Genomic DNA, 22,365 nt, shown 5'->3' on the forward strand with positions numbered 1-22,365 from the left:
GAGTCTGGATGTATCGAGCACACGAAGACCGTAGCTGAACGAGCATTTAGCAACACGCCCTAGTGTCCAGATCATGACGACGGCACCATTTTCCCCCGCCCATGGCAAGTACACCGACAACGGTCGCCCCAAGGGCTTCTCCAGCCTGACTCCCTTCGTTGCGCTCAAGAATCCGAAGGCTGCATTGGAGTTCTACACGAACGTATTCGGTGCCCGCGTACTGAACTCCACCGAGATGGAGGGGATGATCATCCACGCGGAGCTCGACTTCGGGTGTGGTCGCCTCCAACTGGGGTCGGCGATGGAGGCCTATCACCTGCGGGCGCTGGATCCGGAGGCCGAAGACGCGCCGTTCTCCCTCGGCATATACGTCGCGAACGTGGACAGGGTCGTTGAGACCGCGGTCGCTCGCGGCGCTGTGCTGCGCGAGGCTGTGACGGGTTTCGTCTCTGGTGACCGTTACGGGAGCATCCGCGATCCGTTCGGGATCCGGTGGTCGGTGATGACGCGCGTCGAGGACCTCAGCGATGAGGAATCAGCTCGCCGGGTTGATGCCTGGGCCGCAGAAATGAGCAACCAGAACAAGTGACATTCCCCGTCAGTTGCTCCGCGGCGGGGCGCTTGTGATGGGCGGCCACCGTGAAGTGGCCGCCCATCACACCTTGGAGGACGTCCATGTCCCACCCCGATGCCGCACTGACCCCACGCCGCCGCCTGATCGTCGGCCAGCTCGTCGTGGATGATGGCTGGCCGATTAACGAGGTCGCTGCCCGCTTCCAGGTCTCGTGGTCCACGGTGAAGCGCTGGGCAGACCGGTACCGAGCGGGCGAGACCATGCAGGACCGCTCGTCGCGACCGCGCCACTCGCCGAACAGGACCGATACGAATACGACCAAACGCTGCATCCAGCTCCGGCTGCGTCTCCGCTAAGGACCAGTCCCGTTGACCAGTCGGCTGGGGATCGCGCCATCGACGGTCCACCGGAACCTTGTCGATGCCCGCCTGAGCCGGCTCTCGCACGTCGACCGCTCCACCGGTGAACCCGTCCGCAGCTACGAGCACGACCACCCCGGCGCGATGCTCCACGTCGACGTGAAGAAGCTCGGCAACATCCCCGACGGCGGAGGCCGGCGCTACGTCGGCCGACAGCAAGGCGAGAAGAACCGGGCCGCCACACAGGGCAAGCCCCGGAACAAGGACCGGGACCCGTTGATGGGCAAGGCCTACGTCCACACCGTCACCGATGACCACTCCCGCGTCGCCTACGCCGAAATCCACGACGACGAAACGGCACTCACCGCAGCCGGCGTACTGGCCCGGGCCGTCGAGTGGTCTAACCAGCGAGGCGTCACCGTCGAACGGGTCCTGTCCGACAATGGCGGTGCCTACCGCTCCCACCTGTGGCGCGACACCTGCGCCGAACTCGGGATCAAGCACAAACGCACCAGGCCCTACCGGCCGCAGACCAACGGCAAGATCGAGAGATTCCACCGCACCATGGCCGACGGCTGGGCCTACGCCCGCTGCTACGCCTCCGAAGCCGAACGTCGCGGCGAACTGGACGGCTGGACTACGACAACCACCACCGGCCCCACACGGCCTGCGGCAACCAACCGCCGTTCTCACGATTGACCAACGTCCCCGGTCAGTACAGCTAGCACCACATCGTGAGGTATGAACTCGTGAACTAGTCGCCGCGGGACGCCAGCTGCTCAACCGTCCAAGGCCACGATCCCGCCCCCGGAGCAGCACGACGCCCCGCGAACTCTCTCGTGTGCGGGGCGTCAGCGTTCCAGGGAGGCTCGGAAGGGACCGGCCGGATCACACCCGGATGGGCAGTTCCGTCTTCTCGTCCGCGACCGAGCGGATGCGGTCCAGGTCCACCTCCGCGGCGGTGGCCGGATCCCACTGCGGGTTCTTGTCCTTGTCCACCACCATGGCGCGCACGCCCTCGATGAAGTCGTGGCCCACTGCGGTGTCCTCCGCCATGCGCAGCTCCCGCTCCAGACAGGAGACCACGTCCCCGTCCACCGAGCCGCGCTCCAGGAGCTCGAACACACGGGCCAGGGAGGTGGGGCTCATGCCGTCCAACTCGGACCCGGCCTGCGCCACGACCTCCTCCAGGGTCTCGCCGGAGTAGCGCTGCAGGATCTCGTCCCAGAGCCCGAGCAGCTTCGAGGACGGGGCGTCCTTGCCGAACGAGGACACCGCGGCATCCACCCCGTCGGACAGCACCGTCGCCACGAACGCGTCCACGTCCGCGGAGTCGATGTACGTGTCCGCCAGCCCCAGGGCGATCGCGTCCGCACCGTTGAAACGTGCGCCTCCCAGCCCCAGGTAGCGGGCGACGGCGAGGGATTCGCGGCGCGCGGCGTCGTTGTCGATCGTCGCCCCGGCGCCGCGAGTGACGCGCGGCAGGAACCAGCTGGCCCCCACGTCCGTGAAGAAGCCGATCGCGGTCTCCGGCATGGCCATCTGCGTGGTCTCCGTGACGATCCTGTGCGAGCCGTGGACCGAGAGCCCCATGCCACCACCCATCACGATCCCGTTCATCACTGCGACGTACGGCTTCGGGTAGTTCGCGATGATCGCGTTCATGGCGTACTCGGTGCCGAAGGCGTCCCGGATCTCGTCCTCGTGGCCCTCCAGCGCGGCGGTGCGGACCTCCTTGATGTCACCACCCGCGCAGAACGCCTTGGGCAGCTCCGAGCGCACGACCACCTCGGTGATCGCGGGGTCGTCACGCCACACCTGCAGCGCGTTGACGAGCTGGTGGTACATGCTGCGGTTCAGCGCGTTCAGGGCCTTGCCCCGGGTCAGCGTGAGCACCCCGGTGTGGCCCTGTATCTCGGCGCGGACGAACGATTCTTCGGTTGCCTTCATGCTCCCCATGCTAACCAGGGGTGTCGTGGGCGTCACACGCCGGGCACGACGTCACCCGCCCGGCTCGAGCCCGCGGCCGCCTGCCCGTGGGTCGTCCGGTGCGGGTGGCCGGCCCCGGCCCCCTTCTCGTCGCCGCTGCGAGCGTCCGGGAGCGAGCCGGGCCCTCCTGCAAGAAGGCGGACGGTGATTCGGCGCAGGCGCCCGGTAGGGCAGGGAGCCAGGGGCCCGGCGTCGTCACCCTCCCGCTCCTGCCCTACCCCGCCGCGGGCCGGCGCGACCACACGGCCCTGACCGTGGCGACCGTGCACAGCGTCCACGTGCCCAGCAGCACGAGACAGACGAGGTCCGAGGCGATGCCGAACGCCCGGACTCCCGTGCCGCCCTCGAGCCCGTGCAGGCCCAGGCACACCGTGCCGATGGGGAACGTGAGCGCCCACCAGCCCGGGGAGAACGGCATCCCCCGGCGGAACCCGCGCACGGTCACCACGGTGGCCCACACGATCAGGGGCACGCCGCAGCTGAGCATCGCGATCCCGTAGACGTTCGCCACCAGCCCGAGCGTGCCCACGTCCTGCGGCAGCACGAAGTGCTCGGCCTGCACGGCGATGGCCTGGGCGGCCGCCGTCGACTGCCCGACCACGCCCAGCGGGATCCACGCACTCGTCGCCGCAGCGGTCGGCAGCTCCGCCACCCGCCAGTGGTAGTGGTAGGCCACCGAGAAGACCACGAACCCCAGCACGAGGGCCAGGAAGAAGCACCCAACCGTGACGATCACCAGCAGCAGCTGGACGGGCCGGGTCTGCAGGTGCGGGACGAGCGCGGCGCCGGTGGTCGCGGAGACCATGGGCGGCACGATGGGCAGGCCCCATGCCGTGGTGGGCGCACCGACCTCACGGCCGATCAGCCGCGCCCCGAACCCCAGGGCTGTGAGGATCCCCAGCACGGTGCCCACGCTCCACAGCACGCCGTCGACGGCCCACGCCGCCCCGGCGAGCGTGGGCCAGTGGGCGGGCACCACGGTGGAGGTCGCAGAGCCGATCGAAAGCACCCCCATGGACACCATGCCCCACGCGGCCAGCACGGGGATGTCCCGGATGGTCTCCGCGAAGACGGCGGGGCGGCGGGCGATCCGCAGCCCGAAGGCCACTGTCAGCCCCGCGAACACCACCCACCCGACCACCAGCAGCACGACGGCGAGCGCCCGGCCACCCGGCAGGTCCCCGCCGAGCGTCTGGGTCAGGGTCGCGGCGATGCCCGTGCCCATGAGGGACCCGTACCACTGCGGCCCGGGCGGGGTAACGGTGGCGCGGGGACCGGTGGCGGAGTCCGCACGACGTCGCCCGGCGGAGTTCGCCGCGCCGTCGCCCGTTGTCAGGGAGTCCGGTGTGGCCGACGTCGTCGAGGCGGAGCCGCGCAGGGAGTGGGAGGCGGCGTCGTCGGCAGCGGCGGAGCCCTTCACGCGGGCGTCGAGCGCTGCGGGCAGGTCGAGGGGTGCTGAACAGCTGTGGAGTGCGGACATGGGTTCAGAATCCCCCGGCCGCGCAGCCCACCGGTAGCCCGCAAACTGGCATGGCCGATATATCCTCTGGATGTGTCCACATGGCCGGATGTCACCGCGCTCGAGCTGCTGGTCGCCGTGGCCGACCACGGCAGCCTCGCCGCGGCCGCGCGCGTCGTGGGCACGGCCCAGCCGAACGCCAGCCGGTCCATGGCGCGCCTCGAACGCTCCCTGGGCGTCACCCTGCTGCACCGTTCCACCCGCGGCTCCACCCTCACCCCGGACGGCCTGGTGGTCACCGAGTGGGCGCGGGACGTGGTGGACGCGGCCCGGCGTCTCGCCGACGGCGTGTCCCTCCTCGCGCACGACGCATCCCGCGCCGCTCCGCTGCGGGTCTCCGCCAGTCAGACCGTCGCCGAGCACCTGCTCCCCCGCTGGCTGGCGGAGCTGCGGCGCACTCACCCGGACTCGCGCGTGAAGGTGACCGTGCACAACTCCCAGGACGTGGTGCAGGACCTGCGGGAGGGAGCCGCGGACGTGGGGTTTATCGAGAGCCCCGATCCGCCGCAGGACATGCACCACGAGGTCGTGGCACGGGACGAGCTGGTGCTCGTGACCCACCCGCAGCACCCGTGGGCCCGGTGCGACCGCCCCGTCACCGCGGCGGAACTCGCCGCTGCCGCGCTGATCACCCGCGAGGCCGGATCCGGCACGCGCACCGCCCTGGACCTGGCACTCAGGCAGCCGGCGGTGTCCCTGTTCGAGATGCCGAGCAACGCGGCGGTGCGGGTGAGTGTGCAGTCGGGGGCGGCCCCCGCGGTGCTGAGCCGACTGGCAGTGGACGAGGCGGTGGCCGCCGGAACACTCGTGCAGGTGCCCACCGAGCTGCACCTCACGAGGGAACTGCGCGCACTGTGGGGAGGCCCGCGACGCACCCGGGGCCTGGCCGCGGAGCTGATCGCGGTGGCGCAGCGCACGGACGAAGACACGGGCCCGCGGGAGGCGCGCGGCGTCGCCGCCCCCGGCCGAATCTGAGGTGCAGAGCTGGCCCGCATGCGGCCACCCACCGACAGCCTCAAGTCCACTGCCGACGTGCTGCGGCAACTTCTGAGGCGCGACGCGCCCGCCCTCGGGCCGGAACCGCCGTCGTGTCGTGCCTCAGACGTTCGGGCGTCTGCCCCTCGCACTCCGGGTGGCACGGCGGGGCACCTCGCACGGCACCCGAACCTGAGGTGTGGCCATACCCGCCCCGGGGCACCTGGAACGGTATCTCCACACCTCGGATCCACGCCATGCACCCGGCCACCCGTGGCGTCCACCCTCGGGCGGCACCGCGCGCCCCGGGAGGACCCCTGTGCTCAGCCGACCTCCTCCAGCGTGGGCACGTGCTCCAGCAGCGAGCGCGTGTACGCATGGCGGGGGTTGCGCAGGACCGTGTCCGTGGGGCCGTAGTCCACCAGCTTGCCGCGTTCCAGGACGGCGAGCTTGTGCGAGATGTGCCGAGCGAGCGCGATGTTGTGGGTCACGAACAGCATGGCCAGCCCGCGCTCGTGCTGCAGCTCGCGCAGCAGCTCGATCACCGAGGCCTGCACGGAGACGTCCAGCGCGGAGGTGATCTCATCGCACACCAGCACGGACGGGGCGTTCACCAGGGCACGAGCCACGGCGGCGCGCTGCCGTTCACCGCCGGAGAGCTCTCCTGGACGGCGGTCGATGTAGCTGCGCCCCAACCGCACCGCGTCCAGCGCGTCCGCCACCGCCGCCCGGCGCTGCCCCCGGTTCATCCCGCCACCCAGCTGCAGCGGCACCTGCAGCGAGTCGCCGATGCTGCGCCGCGGGTTCAGGGACGAGAACGGAGACTGGAAGACGTACTGGATCCGGCGGCGCTGCTCGTTGCTGCGCCGCCGCGTGCTGGGCGCAAGCACCTCGCCGTCCAGCAGCACGTCTCCCGTGTAGTCGTCGTTGAGACCCGCCACGCTGCGGGACAGGGTGGTTTTGCCGGACCCGGACTCACCCAGCAGCATCGTGGTCTGTCCGGCCTCCAGCTCCAGGTTGATGCCGTCCAGGATCACCGCCTGCCCGTAGGCCATGCGCAGGTCCCGCAACCGCACGACCGGTTCGTGCTCCTGCCCGGGCACGACGACGCCGCCCGCGCCCCGCTCGCGCGTCACCGCACGTGCGGTCGGGGCTGGGGCCTCCCCGGCAGCAGCATCCTGCTCAGAAGGTGCCGAGCCAGGGTCGGACGTGTCGGCGCAGGGCGTGGTGTTGTCTGCGGTGAAGTGGGTGGCCGCGGAACGGCCGTCGTCCCACGGCGCCCGCACGGAGGCGAGGGGGCTGACAGCGGGGCCGCCGCCCATGTCCCGGGCACCCTGCATGTCGGGAACGGCGCTGAGCAGCGAACGCGTGTACGCGTGCTGCGGGTGGCGCAGCATCTGTTCCGCGGGACCGTCCTCCACAATCCGCCCGTGCAGCATGACGGCGACGTCGTTGGCGACCTGCGCAACCACGGCGAGGTCGTGGGTGATGTAGAGCCCGGCGACGTCGTGCTTGGTGGTCAGCTGGTAGATGGTCTTGAGCACGAGGTCCTGGGTGGCCACGTCCAGACCGGTGGTGGGCTCGTCCAGGATGATGACCGCGGGGCGGCACGCGAACGCCATGGCGATGCCGATGCGCTGCTGCTGCCCGCCGGAGAGCTGGTGCGGGAAGCGGCGCCGGTACGCGCTGTCGCTGGGCAGACCCACCTCGCTGAGGACCTCGGCCACGCGGGCGTCGCGTTCGCGGGCGTTGCGGCCGAACTCGTGGGCGCGCAACACCTCCGCGATCTGCTCCCCCACGCGCAGCGACCCGTTCAGGGACAGCGCCGGGTCCTGTGGCACGTAGGCGATAGTGCCACCGCGCAGCTGCCGCATCTGCTTCTCGGACAGCGTCAGCAGGTCCACGGCCTTGCGGTGGAACCGGGACGCCCCCTCCTGCAGCTCCACGGTGCCGCCGCGCAGCTCCAGCCCAGAGCGCAGGTGGTTCATGCACGCGAGCGCCGCTGTGGTCTTGCCGGACCCGGATTCCCCCACGAGGGCGAGGATCCGCCCGGGGCGCAGCCGGAAACCGACGTCGTCCAGGATCAGCCCGCCGTCCACGACACCCAGGCTCAGGTGCTCCACCGCGATCGCGGTCTCCACCGTGGCCCTCGGAACGACGGACGCGCGGCCCTCGGCGCGGGCCCTCTGCTCTGACTTCCTCATCACGACCTCTTCTCCCCGGTGTCCCCGACATCTGCGGCGCCCGCGGCGTCTGCGCTGCTCGAGCGGCCTGCCCCGTCTGCCCGGCCCGTACCTCCTGCGCTGCCCGTGCCGCCCGCGGGACTCTCAGCGCCGTTCGACGCCGCCTGCTCGGCCGCTCTCCTCCGGGAACGCCGCGGTCCCGTGGAGGCGACCCGCCCCGCCGAGGCGCCGGCCACGGCGTCGGCAATGAGGTTGGTGCCCACCGTGAGCACCGCGATCGCGAGCACGGGAAGGATCACGCCCCAGGGCTGCAGGGACAGGGCGATCCGGTTCTCGTTGATCATCAGACCCCAGTCCGGGGTGGGCGGCTGCATGCCGAGACCCAGGAAGGACAGCGAGGCCACCGCACCGATCGAGTAGGTCAGGCGCAGCCCCACCTCCACCATGAGCGGGCCCATGATGTTGGGGACCACGTCCCGGGTCAGGATCTTCCACTGCGGCACGGCGTACATCTGGGAGGCGAGCACGTAGTCCTCGGCCACCACCCCGGCGGTGGCAGCGCGGATCACGCGGGCCACGCGCGGTGCGTGGGTCACGCCGATCACGAGCACGAGCACCCACCCCTGCGGACCCAGCACGGTCACGGCCAGCAGGGCGAACACGAGCTGCGGGATGGCCAGCAGCACGTCCCCGCAGCGCATGATCAGCGCATCCAGCCAGCCCCCGCGGAACGCGGCGAGCATGCCCAGCACGGCACCCAGCCCCACGCCCAGCACGGTGGCCAGCGCCGAGTACAACAGCAGCCGCCAGCCGCCGGCCAGGAAGCGGGAGAGCACGTCACGGCCCAGGTTGTCGGTGCCGAAGACGCCGCCCTGGAACGGTTTGCCCGCGAACGAGTTGGGGGTGTGCCCGGTCCACGCCGGCACCACGAAGGGCCCCAGCACGGCCAGCACGAGCACGATCCCGGTGAGCACGAAGCCCAGCTTCGCAACGGGCTGGGAGAGCACGCGCCGCGCAAAGGACGCCGGACGGGCGTCCCCCCGGGACTCGGAGTGGTCGAAGTCCGGGGCCGTTCCGGCGTCCCCCGAGCCGGTGGCGGCGCCGAGGCCGCCCCCGGCGCCGTCGCCTGCTGCGAGGGCGTCCTCGGCCACGACGACGTCGCTCGCCGCCGAAGTCCCCCGGGTCTGCCGGGGCGGGTGGCTCGTCCTGTCCTGCGCGCTCATGAGTGGGACTCCGTCCGCAGCTTGGGGTTGGCGAGGATCCCGATCACGTCCGCGATCAGGTTCACGACCACGTAGAACGCGGCGATGATCATGGACAGCGCCTGGACCACCTGCACGTCACGGGTGTTCACGGCATCGACCATGGCCTGGCCGAGTCCGGGGTAGCGGAAGAGGAACTCGACCACCACAATGCCCCCGGCGAGCCACGCGAGCTGCATGGCCACCACCTGGGCCACGGGCCCTACGGCGTGCGGCAGGGCATGCTTGAAGACCACCTGGCGCTCGGGCAGGCCCTTGAGCCGGGCCATCTCCACGTACCCGGAGTCGAGGACGTCGATCATGGTGGTGCGGGTCATGCGGATCATGTAGGGCACGACCACGAGGATCAGGGTGAGGGACGGCAGCACCAGCTGCAGGGGCCGGTCCCACACGTGCGTGCCGGGTGCCGCCATGGTGACCGAGGGCAGCAGCCTGAACACCGTGGTGGAGAGCAGGGTGGTCAGCACCACGCCGATCACGAACTCGGGCAGGGCCGCGAGCACGAGCGAGAGGCCGGTGAGCGCCTGGTCCGAGGCGCGGCCCTGGCGCATGGCGGACCATGTGCCGAGCAGCAGGCCCACGGGGATCGCGATCACGGCTGCGATCACCATCAGCACCAGGGAGGCGGACACCTTGCTGGCCAGCAGGGCGTTCACGGAGCCGCCCGTGGCCGCGGAGGTTCCCAGGTTTCCCACGAACAGCCCGCCCAGCCACGTGAGGTAGCGGACGTACCAGGGATCGTTGAGCTGCAGCTGCTCGCGCAGCGCGGCCAGCCGTTCCGGGGTGGCCTGCTGCCCCAGGATCGCCTGGGCCGGATCGCCCGGGAGCAGGAGGGTGAACACGAACACCAGCAGGGACACCGCCAGCAGCACGAAGACGGAGACCCCCAGCCGTTTCAGGATCATGGCGGTCACACGATCACTTCCCTTCCTGGTCGATCCACAGGTGGCGCATGTGGAACCCGCACACGGGCATGCCGATGCGGTGGCCGAAGCCACCGCCCACGTAGTTCTGGTAGGCGTCCGCCTGGTTGAAGAACCCCCACGCGATGTATCCGCCCCGGTCGTGGAGCACCTTCTGCGCGTCCTGGATGAGCTGGTTGCGCTGCTTCTCGTCCATCGTGGCTCGGGCCTTCTTGTACAGGGCCCGGAACTCCGGGTCCGCCTCGTGGGTCTCGTTGAACGGGGCTCCCGGAACGGTGCCCTGCGCTGTCTGGGACAGGAAGTTGCGGGTGTACCAGAAGTCCTGCGAGAAGGGGTACTTCAAGTACCCGTCTCCGAAGAACGTGGTGCTGTCCACGCGGCGCAGCTTCACGGTGATCCCAGCCTCGGCCGCCTGCTCCGCGAAGACCTGGGCGGCCTCCACGGCGCCCGACTGGATGGGGGCGGTGACCAGCTCGACCTCCAGACCGGCGGGATGGCCCGCCTCTGCCAGGAGCTTCTTCGCCTTCGCGATGTCCCGCGTTCGCTGCGGCAGCGTGGGCGTGCCGGGGTCGAACGGCGAGTACATGTCGTTGCCCACCGTGCCGTGGCCGGAGAAGACCTGCTCCACCATCTGCCCGCGGTCCACCACCAGCCGGAATGCCTCGCGCACCCGGGCGTCGTCGAACGGGGCGGTGTCCACGCGCATGGTGAACGGCAGCCAGTTGCCCGTCTCGGAGAGCACCGTGTGCAACCGCGGGTCCGTGTTGACCACGTCCACCAGAGCCAGCGGCAGCTGACCCACCACGTCCACCTGGGTGGAGAGCAGCGCGTTGACCAGGGCGTCCTGGTCGTTGAAGTTCAGCAGATGGACCTCGTCCACGTAGGGCGGTTCGCTCCAGTAGTCCGGGTTGCGCTTGAGCACGGTCACCTGGCCGGGCTCGAACGAGCCGAGGGTGAACGGCCCGGTGCCCACGGGCTTGGCGGGATCGTAGTCCGCGGGCACGATTCCCATCGAGTTCTGGGCGATCGAGTCCACCAGGGACGCGTCCGGTTCCTTCAGCTCGAACCGCACCGTCCGCTCGTCCACCGCCACGGTGCGCTCGAGCAGAGCGAGAGCGGAGGCACCGGTCTTGGGATCGTCGGGGTCCGTGATCCGCTCGAACGTGGCCACCACATCCTGGGGCGTGAGGGGCCTGCCGTCGTGGAAGCGCACGCCCTCCCGCAGCCGGAACACCCACTCGCGCCCGCCCTTGCGGGGCTCTGCGGATTCCGCCAGGCCGGGGACCAGTTGGTAGTCGGGGTCGAACTCGTAGAGCCGGTCGTACAGCCCCATCACGCGCCCGCCGTCCGCGGTGACCACGGGTGCATGGGCGTCCAGGCTGTCGGACGCGCCGCCCCCGGTCATTCCGACCCGCAGGGTGCCTCCGCGCTGCGGTTCACCCGTGGCCCGGGCCGTCCCCGCTCCGGGCTGGCTTCCACTGCCGCACCCGGCGAGGGCCAACGACGCCGCAGCGGCGCCCAGGCCCATGAATCCCCTCCGGGACACCGCCGAGCGCAGCACGGCACCCACGGCGGGGGACGCTGCGACCTCGTGCGGGGCCGCAGCGCGGCCGGGGGCAGCCCTACGTTCGGATGGCTGGATAGGGGGTGGCAGTGGATTCATGGTTCCTCGCAGGCGGCGTGGTCGCGGGCATGGTCGTCGTGCGCAGAGGCAGCGACGCAGAGCGGCGGAAGGGGAGGGCGCGGCAGCCCACGGAGGGAGTGCCGAGCGGCGCAGAGCCAGCTACGGGATCTTGCTGAGGCGCGCGGCCACCACGCGGTGTCTCCGCACGGGCGTCTGAGCGGTGAGCCGACGACGGTAGATCTCGGGCTGCGAACGGCGTGCACCGCCGCGGCGGGAGGGCTTCCGAGTCCCGCCCAGACGGCTACCGGCGGGAAGGACGAGGGCAGGGCTCTGGCGCATGCAGTGCACGTGGCCTCCCTGGTCTCGTCGGAGCGGGCCTCGCGGCGCACGGGGTGCTCGCCAGCCCGCTCGTGGCCTCGATCACGTTCCACGCTACCGTGTTGGGGCACCGAACGGGTGAAGCGTGGCACCTTGACGGAGCGCGTCGAACGCTCCTCGCCCTGCACCGGGGGTGGTCACGGGTCGCAGCGGCCAGGCGCATCCACGCCGCACGGGACCGCGCCCGCGTCAGCGCTGGGCATCAGTCCTGGGGATCAGGCGGCCACTGTCCCCGGCGGAGGAGCACGTCCCGGAGCAGGTCCGCGCGATCGGTGATCAGCCCGTCCACCCCGAGGTCGAGCAGCCGGTCCATGTCCGCGGGCTCGTTGACGGTCCACACCTGCACGCGCAGACCCTCCCGGTGGGCAAGGTCCAAGAACTGCCGCGTCACGATCCGCACGGTCACCCGCCGCCCCAGGGGCAGCTCCACGGTGTGCCGCTCTGGCAACTGCAGCGTGTCGAAGGGTGCGACCACGCGGGACCACGCCGCCCGGTGGGCCGCCCACAGCGCGTGCGCGACCCGCGGCGAGATCTTGTCGGTGAGGGGTGCGACCGCGGCGACGGCGAGGAACCCCGCTGTGCCGAGCGTTCCCGCGGAGGTCTTGGCGCGCCGCCCGGTGAGCCGGGTGATCCCTGCGAGCGCGCGGCGTCGTCGTGATTCGGAGAAGGACGTGACGCGCAACCGGAGCGCGGCGTGCTCGCGCGCCACGACCCCGGGCAGGGCGGCGACGGACGCCTCGTCCTTGACGTCGATGTTCAGGCACGCCTCGGGCAGCGCTCGCAGCAGCTCGGTGAGCGTGGGGATCTCCTCGGTGCCGCCGATGCGCACTTCCCGCAGTTGCTCCCACGTGAGGTCGTTGACCGCGCCGGTGGTGCCCGTGACGCGCTCCAGCGTGGGGTCGTGGAACGCCACGACCACGCCGTCGCGGGTGGTGTGCACGTCCGTCTCCAGCCACACGAACCCGAGCTCGGCGGCCGCCTCGAACGCCGCGAGCGTGTTCTCGTGGCCGTCCAGGGAGAAGCCCCTGTGGGCCAGCGCGGCCGGGTTCCGGCGCCCGGACCCCGGGGCGCGTTCGGGGCGCGGCGCCGCCGCGGGGCTCTCAGGCACGGTCGGTCTCCTTCTCCCCGGCGTGCTCGCCGGCGCAGTCATGGACATGGTCACCCGGCACAGAGGCGAGGTACTGCTCGATCACCTGCGCCACGCCGTCCTCCGTGAACGCCGGCGCCGTGCGGGACACCGTTGCGACCACGCCGGGGTGCCCGTCCGCCATCGCGTAGCCGCGCCCGGCCCACGTGAGCATCTCGAGGTCGTTGGGCATGTCGCCAAAGGCCATCACCTCGGCGCTGGAGACGCCGAGCTCGGCGGCGAAGCGTTCGAGCGTCCGCGCCTTGGTCAGGCCGCGCTGACCCATCTCGACGAGCGGGGCGGCCGCGACGGAGTGTGTCACGGACAGCCGGTCCCCCACGATCTCCCTGACGCGCTCGAAGTACGCGGCGGGATCGGCGTCGTCCAGCTTGGCCAGCAGCTTGACCACCTCGGTGCCCGGGGTCAGGGACTCGGCGAGCGGGGCCTCCGTGATGCCCTCGACCTCCATGCGGTCGGTGCGGGACCAGCCGAGGTCCGTGTGCACGGTGTCCAGGGTCTCCGCGGCGAACAGCGAGCCGGGGCAGGCTCGGGAGATGTCCTCGACCACGGGCAGCGCCTGGGCCACGTCGAACACGCTCGCCTCCAGGATCCGTTCGGTCCCCGGGTCGTAGATCACCGCGCCGTTGGAGCAGATGACCACGCCGACGTCGTCGAGCTGCTCGTGCAGTGGGTGCAGCCAGCGCGAGGGGCGCCCGGTCACAAAGACCACCTGGATCCCGGCGTCCCTCGCGGCGGTGATGGCCGCGACGGTTCGGGGCCGGAAGCGGAAGTCGTGACCGAGCACCGTCCCGTCCAGGTCGCTCGCGATCAGACGGACGGGCGGTGCGGAAAGCCCCGTGTGCTCCGGCACGCGCGCTCAGGCCACTTCGTAGACGGGCGTGAGGAACGCCCGCCCGATGGCGTGCGTGAAGAGGTTGAAGTTCACCACGGCGGGGCTCGAGGTCTCGTCAACTTCCAGCTCGGCAACGTCCGCCGCGGTCACGCAGATGATGTAGCGGTGCGGGCCGTGGCCCTCGGGCGGGGCTGCACCCAGGTACTCGTCCGTGCCGCCGTCGTTGCGCTGCGTCACGGCGCCCTTCGGGGGATTCGACGCCGCCCCGGTCGCCAGTTCTGTCACGTCCGCAGGGATGTTGGACAGGCACCAGTGCCAGAACCCGCTGGGGGTGGGGGCGTCCGGGTCTAACATCGTGACCACGTAGGACTTCGTGCCCTCCGGGGCGCCGCTCCAGGACAGCTGCGGGGAGATGTCCTCTCCACCGGCGCCCATGACCCCGGAAACCTGGGGCATGGCGAACGTGGCGCCCTCGGTCACGTCCGTGGACGTCACGGTGAACTGGGGGAGCTCAGGCAGGTCGGCGTAGGGGTGGCGGTCGTACATGACGGTGTTCCTCTCGTCGTGCGGATCGGGCTTCTGATGACCGGGCGGGGCGGAGCCCAGCGGTGTGGGGCCCGCACACGGTGCGCTCCGGTGGGCCTGGCGGGTCAGGAGGTGACGGGCAGGTCCTCGCGCGTGGGCAGGTCCGCGCCGGCCCGGGAGACAGTGACCCCGGCGGCGGCCGCCGCGTAGAGCAGCAGCCCGGTGACCTCGTCGGCACCCAGCTCCTCCAGGGACGTGACCGCGGAGGCACCCAGGATCTCGCGGTCCGCGAGCGCGGAGAGCAGCGCCGCCATGAAGGAGTCCCCTGCACCCACGGTGTCCGCGACGGTGACGTGCGCGGCCGGGACGGACACGCCGTCGCGCCCGGTGCCGCGGCTCACGGCCCACGGGCCCTGGGCGCCGCGGGTGACCACCACGAGACGGGGCCCGGCCTTGAGCCAGGCGCGCGCGGTCTCCTCGATGCTGCGGTGCGGGTAGAGCCACAGCAGGTCCTCGTCCGAGGCCTTGACCACGTGTGACAGCGCAACGATGCGCTCCGCCCGGGCACGCGCGTCGGAGGAGTCAGGGATGATCGTGGGGCGGCAGTTGGGGTCGTAGGAGACCAGAGCGGTGCGCTGCGCACGCTCCACGGCCTCGCCCACGACGGTGGCGCCGGGTTCGAGCATCGCGCCGATCGAGCCCACGTGCAGCAGCGAGGTGCCGTCCAGCAGCTCGTCGATCCGCGCGGTGTCCACGTCCAGGGACCAGTCCAGCTGGAAGTCGTAGGTGGCCGCACCGTGCTCGTCCAGGTTCGCCTGGGCCACGGAGGTGGGGCGGGCGTCCGCTTCGAACGGCAGCGCCACACCGTTGCTGCGCAGGTGCTCCACCACCTGGTGGCCGTAGTCGTCCTGCCCGTAGCGGCCCAGGAACTGGACCTCCTGGCCCAGCCGGGCGAGTCCCACGGCCACGTTCATGGGGCTCCCGCCCACGTGTGCGCGGGGTTCTGCGCCGCTGCGGGACACCACGTCCACGAGGGCCTCGCCGATCACCGTCAACATGGCACCACGGTAGCAAAGGGGGTGCGCGTGACCCGGCTGCGGAGGACCGCACACACCGGCACGACATGTGCGGGGCGTACGTCCACGACGTCGCGCTCGGGCGGCGGCGTCATCCTGCGGCACAGATCGGGGCCGCCCCCGCGGACCCGTAAACTGGGCGGCGACGAGCAGCGCCGCTCACGAGGCGCGCCACCCCGCCAGTCCGCGCACTGTCGCGCGACTCCAAGACGGCCCGGACGACGACGTCCCGGGCCGAGGAAGAAGGTTGCTCATGAGCGCCACCTGGTCCGAACGAGAAGCCCTCGCCGAGCAGCTGGTCCCCCTGGTGGGGCAGCTCCACCGCAACAACAAGGTCGTCACCACCGTGTTCGGGCGCTCCCTGGTGCACAAGTCCGTCACGGACATCATCAAGGTCCACCGCTTCGCGCGCCGCATCCTGGGCGAGGAGCTGCCCCTGGACAGGACGGTGGAGATAGTCACGGCCCTGGGCGGCCTGGACCTGGGCGCCTGCAACGTGGACGTCGCCAAGCTGTACCAGGGCTTCACGGACTCCGGTGCCACGGACCTGGCCGCTCACCTGCGCGAGGCGCTCGCCCCCGCCGTGGGCCAGCACGGCAGCAACGACGCCGAGACCCGGGACGTGGTGCTCTACGGCTTCGGCCGCATCGGCCGGCTGCTCGCGCGCATTCTGCTCAACCGCAACGACGGCACGGGCCTGAACCTGCGCGCCGTCGTGGTGCGCCAGAAGCCCGGAAACGACCTCGTCAAGCGCGCCTCGCTGCTGCGCCGCGACTCGGTGCACGGCTCCTTCGACGGCACCATCACGGTGGACGAGGAGAACAACGTGATCACTGCCAACGGCGTGCCGATCCAGTTCATCTACGCGAACTCCCCCTCGGAGATCGACTACACCGAGTACGGCATCCACGACGCCCTGGTGGTCGACAACACGGGCGTGTGGCGTGACGAGGAGGGCCTTTCCCAGCACCTGCAGGCCAAGGGCGTGGGCAAGGTGCTGCTCACCGCCCCCGGCAAGGGCGACATGAAGAACATCGTGTGCGGCGTCAACGACAAGGACATCTCCCCGGAGGACACCATCCTCTCCGCGGCGTCCTGCACCACGAACGCGATCACCCCGGTCATCAAGGTGCTCAACGACGAGTACGGGATCGTCCAGGGACATGTGGAGACCGTGCACTCCTACACGAACGACCAGAACCTGATCGACAACTGGCACAAGGGCGACCGCCGCGGCCGCTCCGCCGCCATGAACATGGTGATCACGGAGACCGGCGCCGCGAAGGCCGTGGCCAAGGCCCTGCCCGTGATGCAGGGCAAGCTCACGGGCAACGCGATCCGCGTTCCCACCCCGGATGTGTCCATGGCCATCCTGAACCTCCAGCTGGAGAACGCCCCGGCGGACAAGGACCAGGTCAACGCGTTCCTCAAGGACATGTCCCTGAACTCGCCCCTGCGCAAGCAGATCGACTACGTGGACTCCCCGGACGTCGTGTCCACGGACCTCGTGGGCTCCCGCCGCGCCGGCGTGGTGGACGGTCTCGCGACCATCGTGAACAACAGCTCCGTGGTCCTCTACGTCTGGTACGACAACGAGTTCGGCTACTCGTGCCAGGTGGTGCGCGTGATGGCCCGCATGGCGGACATCTCCATGCTGCAGCTGCCCTAGCAGGCCTCCCGGGGCGCTGCCCTGGCACAACGGCGCCCGGTGACCTCCCCCCGCGGAGGGCCACCGGGCGTCGTCGTCGGTGGCGTGTCAGGAGGTCGCGGAGCCGCGGACCTCACCGATCGCGTTGACCCCGAACATGGGCGTGCCGTTGACGCGGTGGTCCCCGACGATGCGCGCCTTGTAGATCACCGGGTTGTGCGTGGCGACGGTGCGGGCGTTGCGCCAGAACCGGTCCAGCGCCTTGGAGCAGGACACCGCCGAGGCACCCAGGACGTCGAAGATTCCGTCCGTGACGTCCTTGACCAGCCCGGGAACCACCACGTGCGCCTGGGCCACGGCGAGCTCGCACGCGTTCGTCAGCTCCTCGGGATCGGTGATTCGGGGCTCCTGGCCGAGCACCCCCACGGCGGCGTCGACCTCGCGCGCGGCCTGCAGCACGATCGCCCGCGCGGCGGCCGCCTGGGCACTGAGCTCGCCCACGCGCTGCAGCACCTGGGGGTCCTCACGGGTCACCGCGCCGTTGCCCGTGTTGAAGCCGCGGGTCCTGGCACGCACCAGGTCCACGGCGGCGGTCGCGGCGGCCCCCGCGATGCCCGCCTCCACCGAGAGCAGCACCAGCTGGAAGACCGCGGTCTCCTGCGTGCTGCGCCCGTCCCTGTTCCGCACATTCTCCGCAGGCACCACGACGCCGCGGAAGTGGGTGGTGCCCGTGCCGGTGAGCTGCTGGCCGAAGCCGTCCCAGTCGTCCACCATCTCCACGCCCTCCCAGTCGCTGCCCACGAGCGCGTGGGATCGGGCCTGCTGGCCGGGGATCTGCGCGGTGACCTGGATCCAGTCCGAGAAGATCGACCCGGTCGAGTAGTACTTGGTGCCGTTGAGCTCCCAGCTGCCGCCCTGCTCCGATCGGGCCAGGCTCGTGGCGGCGGTCCCCAGCGCGGCGCCGGAGCGTTCGGTGGCGGCGTTGCCCACGGTCTCGCCCGCGGCAATGCGCGGGAACCATACGTCCGCCTCGCCCGCACCCAGGCTCGCGAGGAAGCCCAGGTGGGAACGGTAGACGTGGGCCACGCTGGAGTCCGCGGCGGCGAGCTCCACGAGCAGCTCCACCGTCTGCGCGAGCGTGGCGCCGTAGCCGCCCCGGGCCACCGGCAGGGTCAGCGCCCCGAACCGCAGCGCGTTGAGCCACCCGAAGCACTCGAACGGCAACTCGTGGTCCTGCTCGCGGGCCACCGCGCGCGCGGCGATCCGCGCGAACACGGGGCGGAAGACCTGCAGCAGCTCCTGCGTGGGGATCTCGCCCGCGGGCGGGAACCCCGTGGCGCGGTCGCTGTCCGCGGAGCCGCCGGGAACGCCGCCCGCGAATGCCCCGGGGACGACGCCGCCGGAGCGGGTGCTTCCCGTGCCGAAGGCCCCGGCGGCGGCGGCCTCCCGCAGCGCGGTGGCCGCGGCGACCTCCTGCGCCATCTCCCGTACTGCGCTCTCGCGGGCCCGGGTGCGGGGGGATTCGGTGGTCTGGGTGGTGCTCATGCGCTGACGGCTCCCTGCGTCGGATCCGCGCCGCGCGCCGTGCCCCTCGGCCGGGACGCGCCCGGGACCGTGCGGCGGCGCGGGCCTCCCCCGGGCGACGTCCGCGCACGCGGGGCGCGGACGTCGCCCACCGCGGGAGAGGCGACGGTCACCGAACCGGTCAGCGGAGCATGGCACTGTCCATCGGCCGTGGCGGGAGCACCGGCCCGTGACACGGGTGGTTGCTGCGGCGTCGACGAGCCACGTCTCTCGGCCGCTCTGGATGGCGTTACGTGCTCAATCCATCACGCGGGCCGCGAGGGTGTCAACGCGCGTGTCCTCCCGTGACCGGCTCAGCCCCGCCAGAAGCTCGCAACCGCCACGTTCAGCGCCAACAGGTCCCCGGTGTGGACGAGCTCGCGAGCCGAGTGCATCGACAGCAGCCCCACGCCCACGTCCAGCGTGCGCATCCCCAGCCGGGTGGCCGTGATGGGTCCGATGGTCGAACCGCACGGGATGTCGTTGTTCGCCACGAACTCCTGGTAGTCGATCCCGGCGTCCTCGCAGATCCCGGCCCACAGCGCGGCACCCACGGCGTCCGTGGTGTAGCGCTGCTTCGCATTGATCTTCAGCAGGGGCCCGCGACCAGGTTCAGGCGTGTTGACTGGATCGTGGTGGCCTTCGTAGTTGGGGTGCACCAGGTGCCCGGCGTCCGAGGAGAGGCACACGGAGCCCGCGATCTCCCGCAGGTGCTCCTCCCGCGACTGCCCGCGGGCGGCCGCGATGCGTTCCAGGACGTCCTCGAGGAACGGTCCGCCCGCGCCCGAACGGGTCTCGGAGCCCACCTCCTCGTGGTCGAACGCTGCCAGGATGCTCACGTGCGGGGCGGCCTCGAGCTCCTCCACGTGCTCGGTCATGGCACGCAGTCCCGCGTACACCGAGGTCAGGTTGTCGAGCCGCCCGCTCGCGAGCAGGTTGGACTGCGCTCCGATGAGCTCGGGAGCCTGGGTGTCCGCCACGGTGATGTCGTAGCCCAGAATGTCCTCGGGCGCCACAGTCCCAAACGCCTGGTCACCGGCCGACGACGACGCGTGCGTGGCCTGCGCGAGCACCGCCAGGACGTCCGCGTCCTGCGCGTCCCCCACGCCCCACACGGGCTGGGTGTGGCGCTGCTTGTCGAGGGTGAGGGCCTCGTTGGCGCTGCGGTCCAGATGGATGGCCAGCTGCGGGATCCGGGCAACGGGCCCGGTGGCGCTCAGCACCTCGCGGGGCCCGTTCTCCCCTCGTACCACGAGACGCCCGGCAAAGCGCAGGTCCCGGTCCAGCCAGGAGTTCAGCAGCGCGCCGCCGTAGACCTCCACCCCGGCCTGGTACCAGCGGTGGGAGACGGTGGTGGGGCGGGGCTTGAGCTTGAAGCCCGGCGAGTCGGTGTGGGCGCCCAGCACGCGGTAGCCCGCGCCGGCCGCGGCACGGGACGGCAGCACCCAGGCGATCAGGGCGCCATCGCGCACCGCGTAGTAGCGGCCCCCCGAGCCTTCCGGCCAGGCCTCGGCCTCCGAGAGGCGCGTGAACCCGGCGCCCTCCAGCGCGGCGGCGGCCGTGGCGACGGCGTGGAACGGGCTGGGCGAGGCTGTGACGTACTCCCCCAGACCACGCGCGAAGGCGGTCTCCGGGGCGGAGCCCGTCGCGGCGTCGGCGGCGGACGGGGAGCTCACGGGCGATCTATTCGTCATGGACCCCAGTGTAGGAGGGGCTCTCCGGGCGGCCCCGGTCCGCCGGGGGCGCCAGCTGCGGCTGCCCCTGCGAGGTGCGCGTGTCCAGCACGCCCACGTAGCGCCCCTCGGCGTCGCGGACCGAGTAGGGGCCGTACTGCGGCGGCAGCGTCATGTAGGTCTGGGTGATGGGGTTGAGCACGTAGGCGGCCATGCCCGAGGAGTCCGCGGCGATCGCCGCGGGGCGGGCGTGCAGGTCGGGCATGCGCGGCGGTGCCGGCGGCGGAGGGAGGATCACGGTGCGCGTCACGGCCAGCGCCGGGCGACGGCGCACGAGCCAGGACACGATCGCCAGGTACGCGCCGTTGAGGATGACCTCGAAGACCACGTCCGAGGGGCTGCCGGAGGTCTCGTTCATGTCCGCAAGACCGACCATGCCCATGGCGGTGGCCACCATGTTGTTCACCGTGTGCAGTGCGATCCCGGCCTCCAGGCCGCCCGTGCGCCACGTGACGACGCCCATGGTCACGGCCATGATGCCCACGGAGACCTGACCCCACACGTCGTAGGTGTGGCCGAGCACGAACAGCGGCACCGGAAGGAGGATGGCCCAGGCCGGGTGCTTGAGCCAGCGGCCGATGGTCTGCGCCAGGTAGCCGCGGAAGACCAGCTCCTCGGCGGTGCACTGCAGGGGCACCACCACGAGCCACAGCACCACGAGCCACCCGAAGCCCGGTGCCAGTTCGAGCTGCGGGACGCCGCCGCCGGTGGTCATGTCCAGACCGATCCCCACGGCGTTGACCACCACGTACACGGCCGCCGCGGCCCCGAGGCACGTGAGCAGCCACCTCCAGCGGATGCGTCCGGCCACGGAGAAGACCAGGCCCAGCGGGCGGGGGCCGAGCACCAGGCGTGCCAGCAGCACGCTGGGCAGCATCAGCGCCACGGAGCCGAAGAGCAGCAGGAACACTGCCGGGTCCATCTGGTCCATCGCCAGGATGTCCTCGGACAGGGATTCCGGGAGGGTGAACGCGATGACGATCCCGAACAGGATGCTCAGCACCAGGTAGATGCCCACCCCTATGACACCCTCCACGAGGGGCATCCACCAGCGGTGGTTGCGGTCCGCGAGCGCGAGCCGGTGGTAGAAGAACGTGCGGGTGGTGCCCGCGCTGATGGGACCAGGGGCTGAGACCGGGCCGGGGACGTGGCGGCCGTCGGACGGCCGCGCCAGGCCTTGCACGCCCGGGTTCTGCACGCCGGGAACTCGCACGCCGGGGTCCCTGCGGCGGGGCTGCTCACCCTGCTGCGGGGGTGTCGGGCGGGACCACGGGGCACTCGGCTGACTCATGCGTCCACGGTAACGGGTCTGCGGGTCAGCGCTGGTAGCGCTCCACGAAGGCGCGCAGGATCCGGGGCGCCTGGTTCACCACGGGTCCGTTGACCACGCGATCGATCACGGCCTGGGTGTCCTGGGGACGGAAGTAGCCAAGGTCCTTGTACGCCATGATGCGGCTGACGAGTCCCTCGGGGTCCAGCTCCGGGTGGAACTGCGTGGCGTAGAGGTTGTTCCTGATCCGGTACATCTGCACCCTGCACACGGAGCCCGTGGCGAGCAGCACAGCATTGGACGGCATCACCCGTGTGCCCTCCTTGTGGCCCACGTACGCGCTGAACTCGTGCGGCAGCCCGGCGAGCAGCGGGTCCTTCTTCCCCTCCTCGGTGAGGGTCACGGTGACGGGTCCTACGTCCTCGTGGCACGCGTGGTCCACGATGGCGCCCTGGTGGATGCCGAGGGTTCCCACGCCGTAGCACGCTCCGAGGAAGGGGAAGTCGCGGGCCACCACCTCGTCCAGCAGGGAGCTGATCCAGGTCTCCGCGGTGCGCTGCGCCTTGGACTTCTCCTCCGGCGGGTCCGACGAGTTGAACGGCGAGCCGCCCACGATGATCCCGCTGTACTCGTCCAGGTCCAGCGCGGGCCACTGCCCGGACTCCAGCCGGATGCGGGTGAGCTGGGATTCCTCGAGCCCCCCGAAGCGGGCCACGGCACGGTATTCCTCGTCCGCAATGGTGTCGTCGGCGCGCGTGGCCAGGAGCACGAAGGGTTTCATGCCC

At 71.2% G+C, this 22,365-nt stretch carries 17 protein-coding genes, 1 pseudogene and 1 riboswitch; of the genes and pseudogenes, 4 read left to right on the plus strand and 14 right to left on the minus strand.

Features of this window, described 5'->3' with window-relative positions:
- The first annotated feature begins 73 nt into the window (after nucleotides 1–73).
- Both FS770_RS12685 and FS770_RS12690 read left to right on the plus strand, forming a co-directional pair.
- Nucleotides 74–589, plus strand: coding sequence for a VOC family protein (locus FS770_RS12685; RefSeq protein ID WP_144943064.1), 516 nt, complete (start codon nucleotides 74–76; stop codon nucleotides 587–589).
- An 86-nt stretch (nucleotides 590–675) separates the two neighbouring features.
- Nucleotides 676–1,658 (plus strand): annotated as a pseudogene (locus tag FS770_RS12690) (IS481 family transposase).
- A 163-nt stretch (nucleotides 1,659–1,821) separates the two neighbouring features.
- Here the strand turns inward: FS770_RS12690 and FS770_RS12695 are convergent.
- Nucleotides 1,822–2,883, minus strand: a complete 1,062-nt coding sequence (locus FS770_RS12695; RefSeq protein WP_244944928.1) for an enoyl-CoA hydratase/isomerase family protein — start codon at nucleotides 2,881–2,883, stop codon at nucleotides 1,822–1,824.
- A gap of 253 nt (nucleotides 2,884–3,136) precedes the next feature.
- A complete protein-coding gene (locus FS770_RS12700; protein WP_244944929.1) occupies nucleotides 3,137–4,402 on the minus strand; it encodes a TDT family transporter in 1,266 nt (421 codons plus the stop codon).
- 72 nt (nucleotides 4,403–4,474) lie between these two features.
- Here FS770_RS12700 and FS770_RS12705 point away from each other — a divergent pair, with 72 nt between their 5' ends.
- Nucleotides 4,475–5,416, plus strand: coding sequence for a LysR substrate-binding domain-containing protein (locus tag FS770_RS12705; RefSeq protein ID WP_186366790.1), 942 nt, complete (start codon nucleotides 4,475–4,477; stop codon nucleotides 5,414–5,416).
- A gap of 323 nt (nucleotides 5,417–5,739) precedes the next feature.
- On the opposite strand, the gene FS770_RS12710 is transcribed toward FS770_RS12705, so the two are convergent.
- The 8 genes from FS770_RS12710 to FS770_RS12745 all read right to left on the minus strand — a co-directional run bounded on the left by FS770_RS12710 (nucleotide 5,740) and on the right by FS770_RS12745 (nucleotide 15,348).
- Nucleotides 5,740–7,620, minus strand: coding sequence for an ABC transporter ATP-binding protein (locus FS770_RS12710; RefSeq protein WP_145012477.1), 1,881 nt, complete (start codon nucleotides 7,618–7,620; stop codon nucleotides 5,740–5,742).
- Nucleotides 7,620–8,822, minus strand: coding sequence for an ABC transporter permease (locus tag FS770_RS12715; protein WP_425323840.1), 1,203 nt, complete (start codon nucleotides 8,820–8,822; stop codon nucleotides 7,620–7,622). Before FS770_RS12715 ends, FS770_RS12710 begins: the two co-directional genes overlap by 1 nt.
- Nucleotides 8,819–9,775, minus strand: a complete 957-nt coding sequence (locus tag FS770_RS12720; RefSeq protein WP_145012450.1) for an ABC transporter permease — start codon at nucleotides 9,773–9,775, stop codon at nucleotides 8,819–8,821. The genes FS770_RS12715 and FS770_RS12720 overlap by 4 nt, the downstream gene beginning before the upstream one ends.
- A gap of 4 nt (nucleotides 9,776–9,779) precedes the next feature.
- On the minus strand, nucleotides 9,780–11,189 hold the full coding sequence (locus tag FS770_RS12725; RefSeq protein ID WP_186366791.1) for an ABC transporter substrate-binding protein: 1,410 nt from the start codon (nucleotides 11,187–11,189) through the stop codon (nucleotides 9,780–9,782).
- A 799-nt stretch (nucleotides 11,190–11,988) separates the two neighbouring features.
- Nucleotides 11,989–12,894, minus strand: a complete 906-nt coding sequence (locus tag FS770_RS12730) for a glycerophosphodiester phosphodiesterase family protein (protein ID WP_244944930.1) — start codon at nucleotides 12,892–12,894, stop codon at nucleotides 11,989–11,991.
- A complete protein-coding gene (locus FS770_RS12735) occupies nucleotides 12,887–13,783 on the minus strand; it encodes an HAD family hydrolase (RefSeq protein WP_244944931.1) in 897 nt (298 codons plus the stop codon). The genes FS770_RS12730 and FS770_RS12735 overlap by 8 nt, the downstream gene beginning before the upstream one ends.
- Before the next feature lie 6 nt (nucleotides 13,784–13,789).
- Nucleotides 13,790–14,311: a YbhB/YbcL family Raf kinase inhibitor-like protein gene (locus FS770_RS12740; protein ID WP_145012453.1), complete on the minus strand. Its 522-nt coding sequence runs from the start codon at nucleotides 14,309–14,311 to the stop codon at nucleotides 13,790–13,792.
- 104 nt (nucleotides 14,312–14,415) lie between these two features.
- Nucleotides 14,416–15,348, minus strand: coding sequence for a carbohydrate kinase family protein (locus FS770_RS12745; RefSeq protein ID WP_144943360.1), 933 nt, complete (start codon nucleotides 15,346–15,348; stop codon nucleotides 14,416–14,418).
- A gap of 271 nt (nucleotides 15,349–15,619) precedes the next feature.
- On the opposite strand from FS770_RS12745, the gene FS770_RS12750 reads away from it, so the two are divergent.
- The gene (locus FS770_RS12750) at nucleotides 15,620–17,035 is read left to right on the plus strand and encodes a glyceraldehyde-3-phosphate dehydrogenase (protein WP_145012455.1); all 1,416 of its coding nucleotides are present in this window, start codon (nucleotides 15,620–15,622) and stop codon (nucleotides 17,033–17,035) included.
- 87 nt (nucleotides 17,036–17,122) lie between these two features.
- On the opposite strand, the gene FS770_RS12755 is transcribed toward FS770_RS12750, so the two are convergent.
- The 4 genes from FS770_RS12755 to FS770_RS12770 all read right to left on the minus strand — a co-directional run bounded on the left by FS770_RS12755 (nucleotide 17,123) and on the right by FS770_RS12770 (nucleotide 22,361).
- Nucleotides 17,123–18,559 (minus strand): acyl-CoA dehydrogenase family protein, encoded by a 1,437-nt coding sequence (locus FS770_RS12755; RefSeq protein WP_280525942.1) that lies wholly within the window; start codon nucleotides 18,557–18,559, stop codon nucleotides 17,123–17,125.
- A 177-nt stretch (nucleotides 18,560–18,736) separates the two neighbouring features.
- Nucleotides 18,737–18,828: riboswitch (SAM riboswitch) on the minus strand.
- Nucleotides 18,829–18,891: 63 nt separating this feature from the next.
- Nucleotides 18,892–20,271 (minus strand): M18 family aminopeptidase, encoded by a 1,380-nt coding sequence (locus tag FS770_RS12760; RefSeq protein ID WP_145012458.1) that lies wholly within the window; start codon nucleotides 20,269–20,271, stop codon nucleotides 18,892–18,894.
- Nucleotides 20,261–21,601 carry a CPBP family intramembrane glutamic endopeptidase gene (locus FS770_RS12765; RefSeq protein ID WP_145012461.1) on the minus strand — a complete coding sequence of 447 codons (1,341 nt, stop codon included), beginning with the start codon at nucleotides 21,599–21,601 and terminating at the stop codon, nucleotides 20,261–20,263. The genes FS770_RS12760 and FS770_RS12765 overlap by 11 nt, the downstream gene beginning before the upstream one ends.
- A gap of 25 nt (nucleotides 21,602–21,626) precedes the next feature.
- Nucleotides 21,627–22,361: a glutamine amidotransferase gene (locus tag FS770_RS12770; protein ID WP_144943365.1), complete on the minus strand. Its 735-nt coding sequence runs from the start codon at nucleotides 22,359–22,361 to the stop codon at nucleotides 21,627–21,629.
- Nucleotides 22,362–22,365 lie beyond the last annotated feature (4 nt).

This window comes from Kocuria salsicia (assembly GCF_007681555.1).
GTDB lineage: Bacteria > Actinomycetota > Actinomycetes > Actinomycetales > Micrococcaceae > Kocuria > Kocuria salsicia.

Excerpts from the sequence above, each read along its gene's own strand:
- FS770_RS12685 (WP_144943064.1), top strand. The coding sequence starts at position 74 with ATGACGACGGCACCATTTTCCCCCGCCCATGGCAAGTACACCGACAAC.
- FS770_RS12695 (WP_244944928.1), bottom strand. The coding sequence starts at position 2,883 with ATGAAGGCAACCGAAGAATCGTTCGTCCGCGCCGAGATACAGGGCCAC.
- FS770_RS12700 (WP_244944929.1), bottom strand. The coding sequence starts at position 4,402 with ATGTCCGCACTCCACAGCTGTTCAGCACCCCTCGACCTGCCCGCAGCG.
- FS770_RS12710 (WP_145012477.1), bottom strand. The coding sequence starts at position 7,620 with ATGAGGAAGTCAGAGCAGAGGGCCCGCGCCGAGGGCCGCGCGTCCGTC.
- FS770_RS12715 (WP_425323840.1), bottom strand. The coding sequence starts at position 8,822 with ATGAGCGCGCAGGACAGGACGAGCCACCCGCCCCGGCAGACCCGGGGG.
- FS770_RS12725 (WP_186366791.1), bottom strand. The coding sequence starts at position 11,189 with ATGACCGGGGGCGGCGCGTCCGACAGCCTGGACGCCCATGCACCCGTG.
- FS770_RS12740 (WP_145012453.1), bottom strand. The coding sequence starts at position 14,311 with ATGTACGACCGCCACCCCTACGCCGACCTGCCTGAGCTCCCCCAGTTC.
- FS770_RS12745 (WP_144943360.1), bottom strand. The coding sequence starts at position 15,348 with ATGTTGACGGTGATCGGCGAGGCCCTCGTGGACGTGGTGTCCCGCAGC.
- FS770_RS12750 (WP_145012455.1), top strand. The coding sequence starts at position 15,620 with ATGAGCGCCACCTGGTCCGAACGAGAAGCCCTCGCCGAGCAGCTGGTC.
- FS770_RS12755 (WP_280525942.1), bottom strand. The coding sequence starts at position 18,559 with ATGAGCACCACCCAGACCACCGAATCCCCCCGCACCCGGGCCCGCGAG.
- FS770_RS12760 (WP_145012458.1), bottom strand. The coding sequence starts at position 20,271 with ATGACGAATAGATCGCCCGTGAGCTCCCCGTCCGCCGCCGACGCCGCG.
- FS770_RS12765 (WP_145012461.1), bottom strand. The coding sequence starts at position 21,601 with ATGAGTCAGCCGAGTGCCCCGTGGTCCCGCCCGACACCCCCGCAGCAG.
- FS770_RS12770 (WP_144943365.1), bottom strand. The coding sequence starts at position 22,361 with ATGAAACCCTTCGTGCTCCTGGCCACGCGCGCCGACGACACCATTGCG.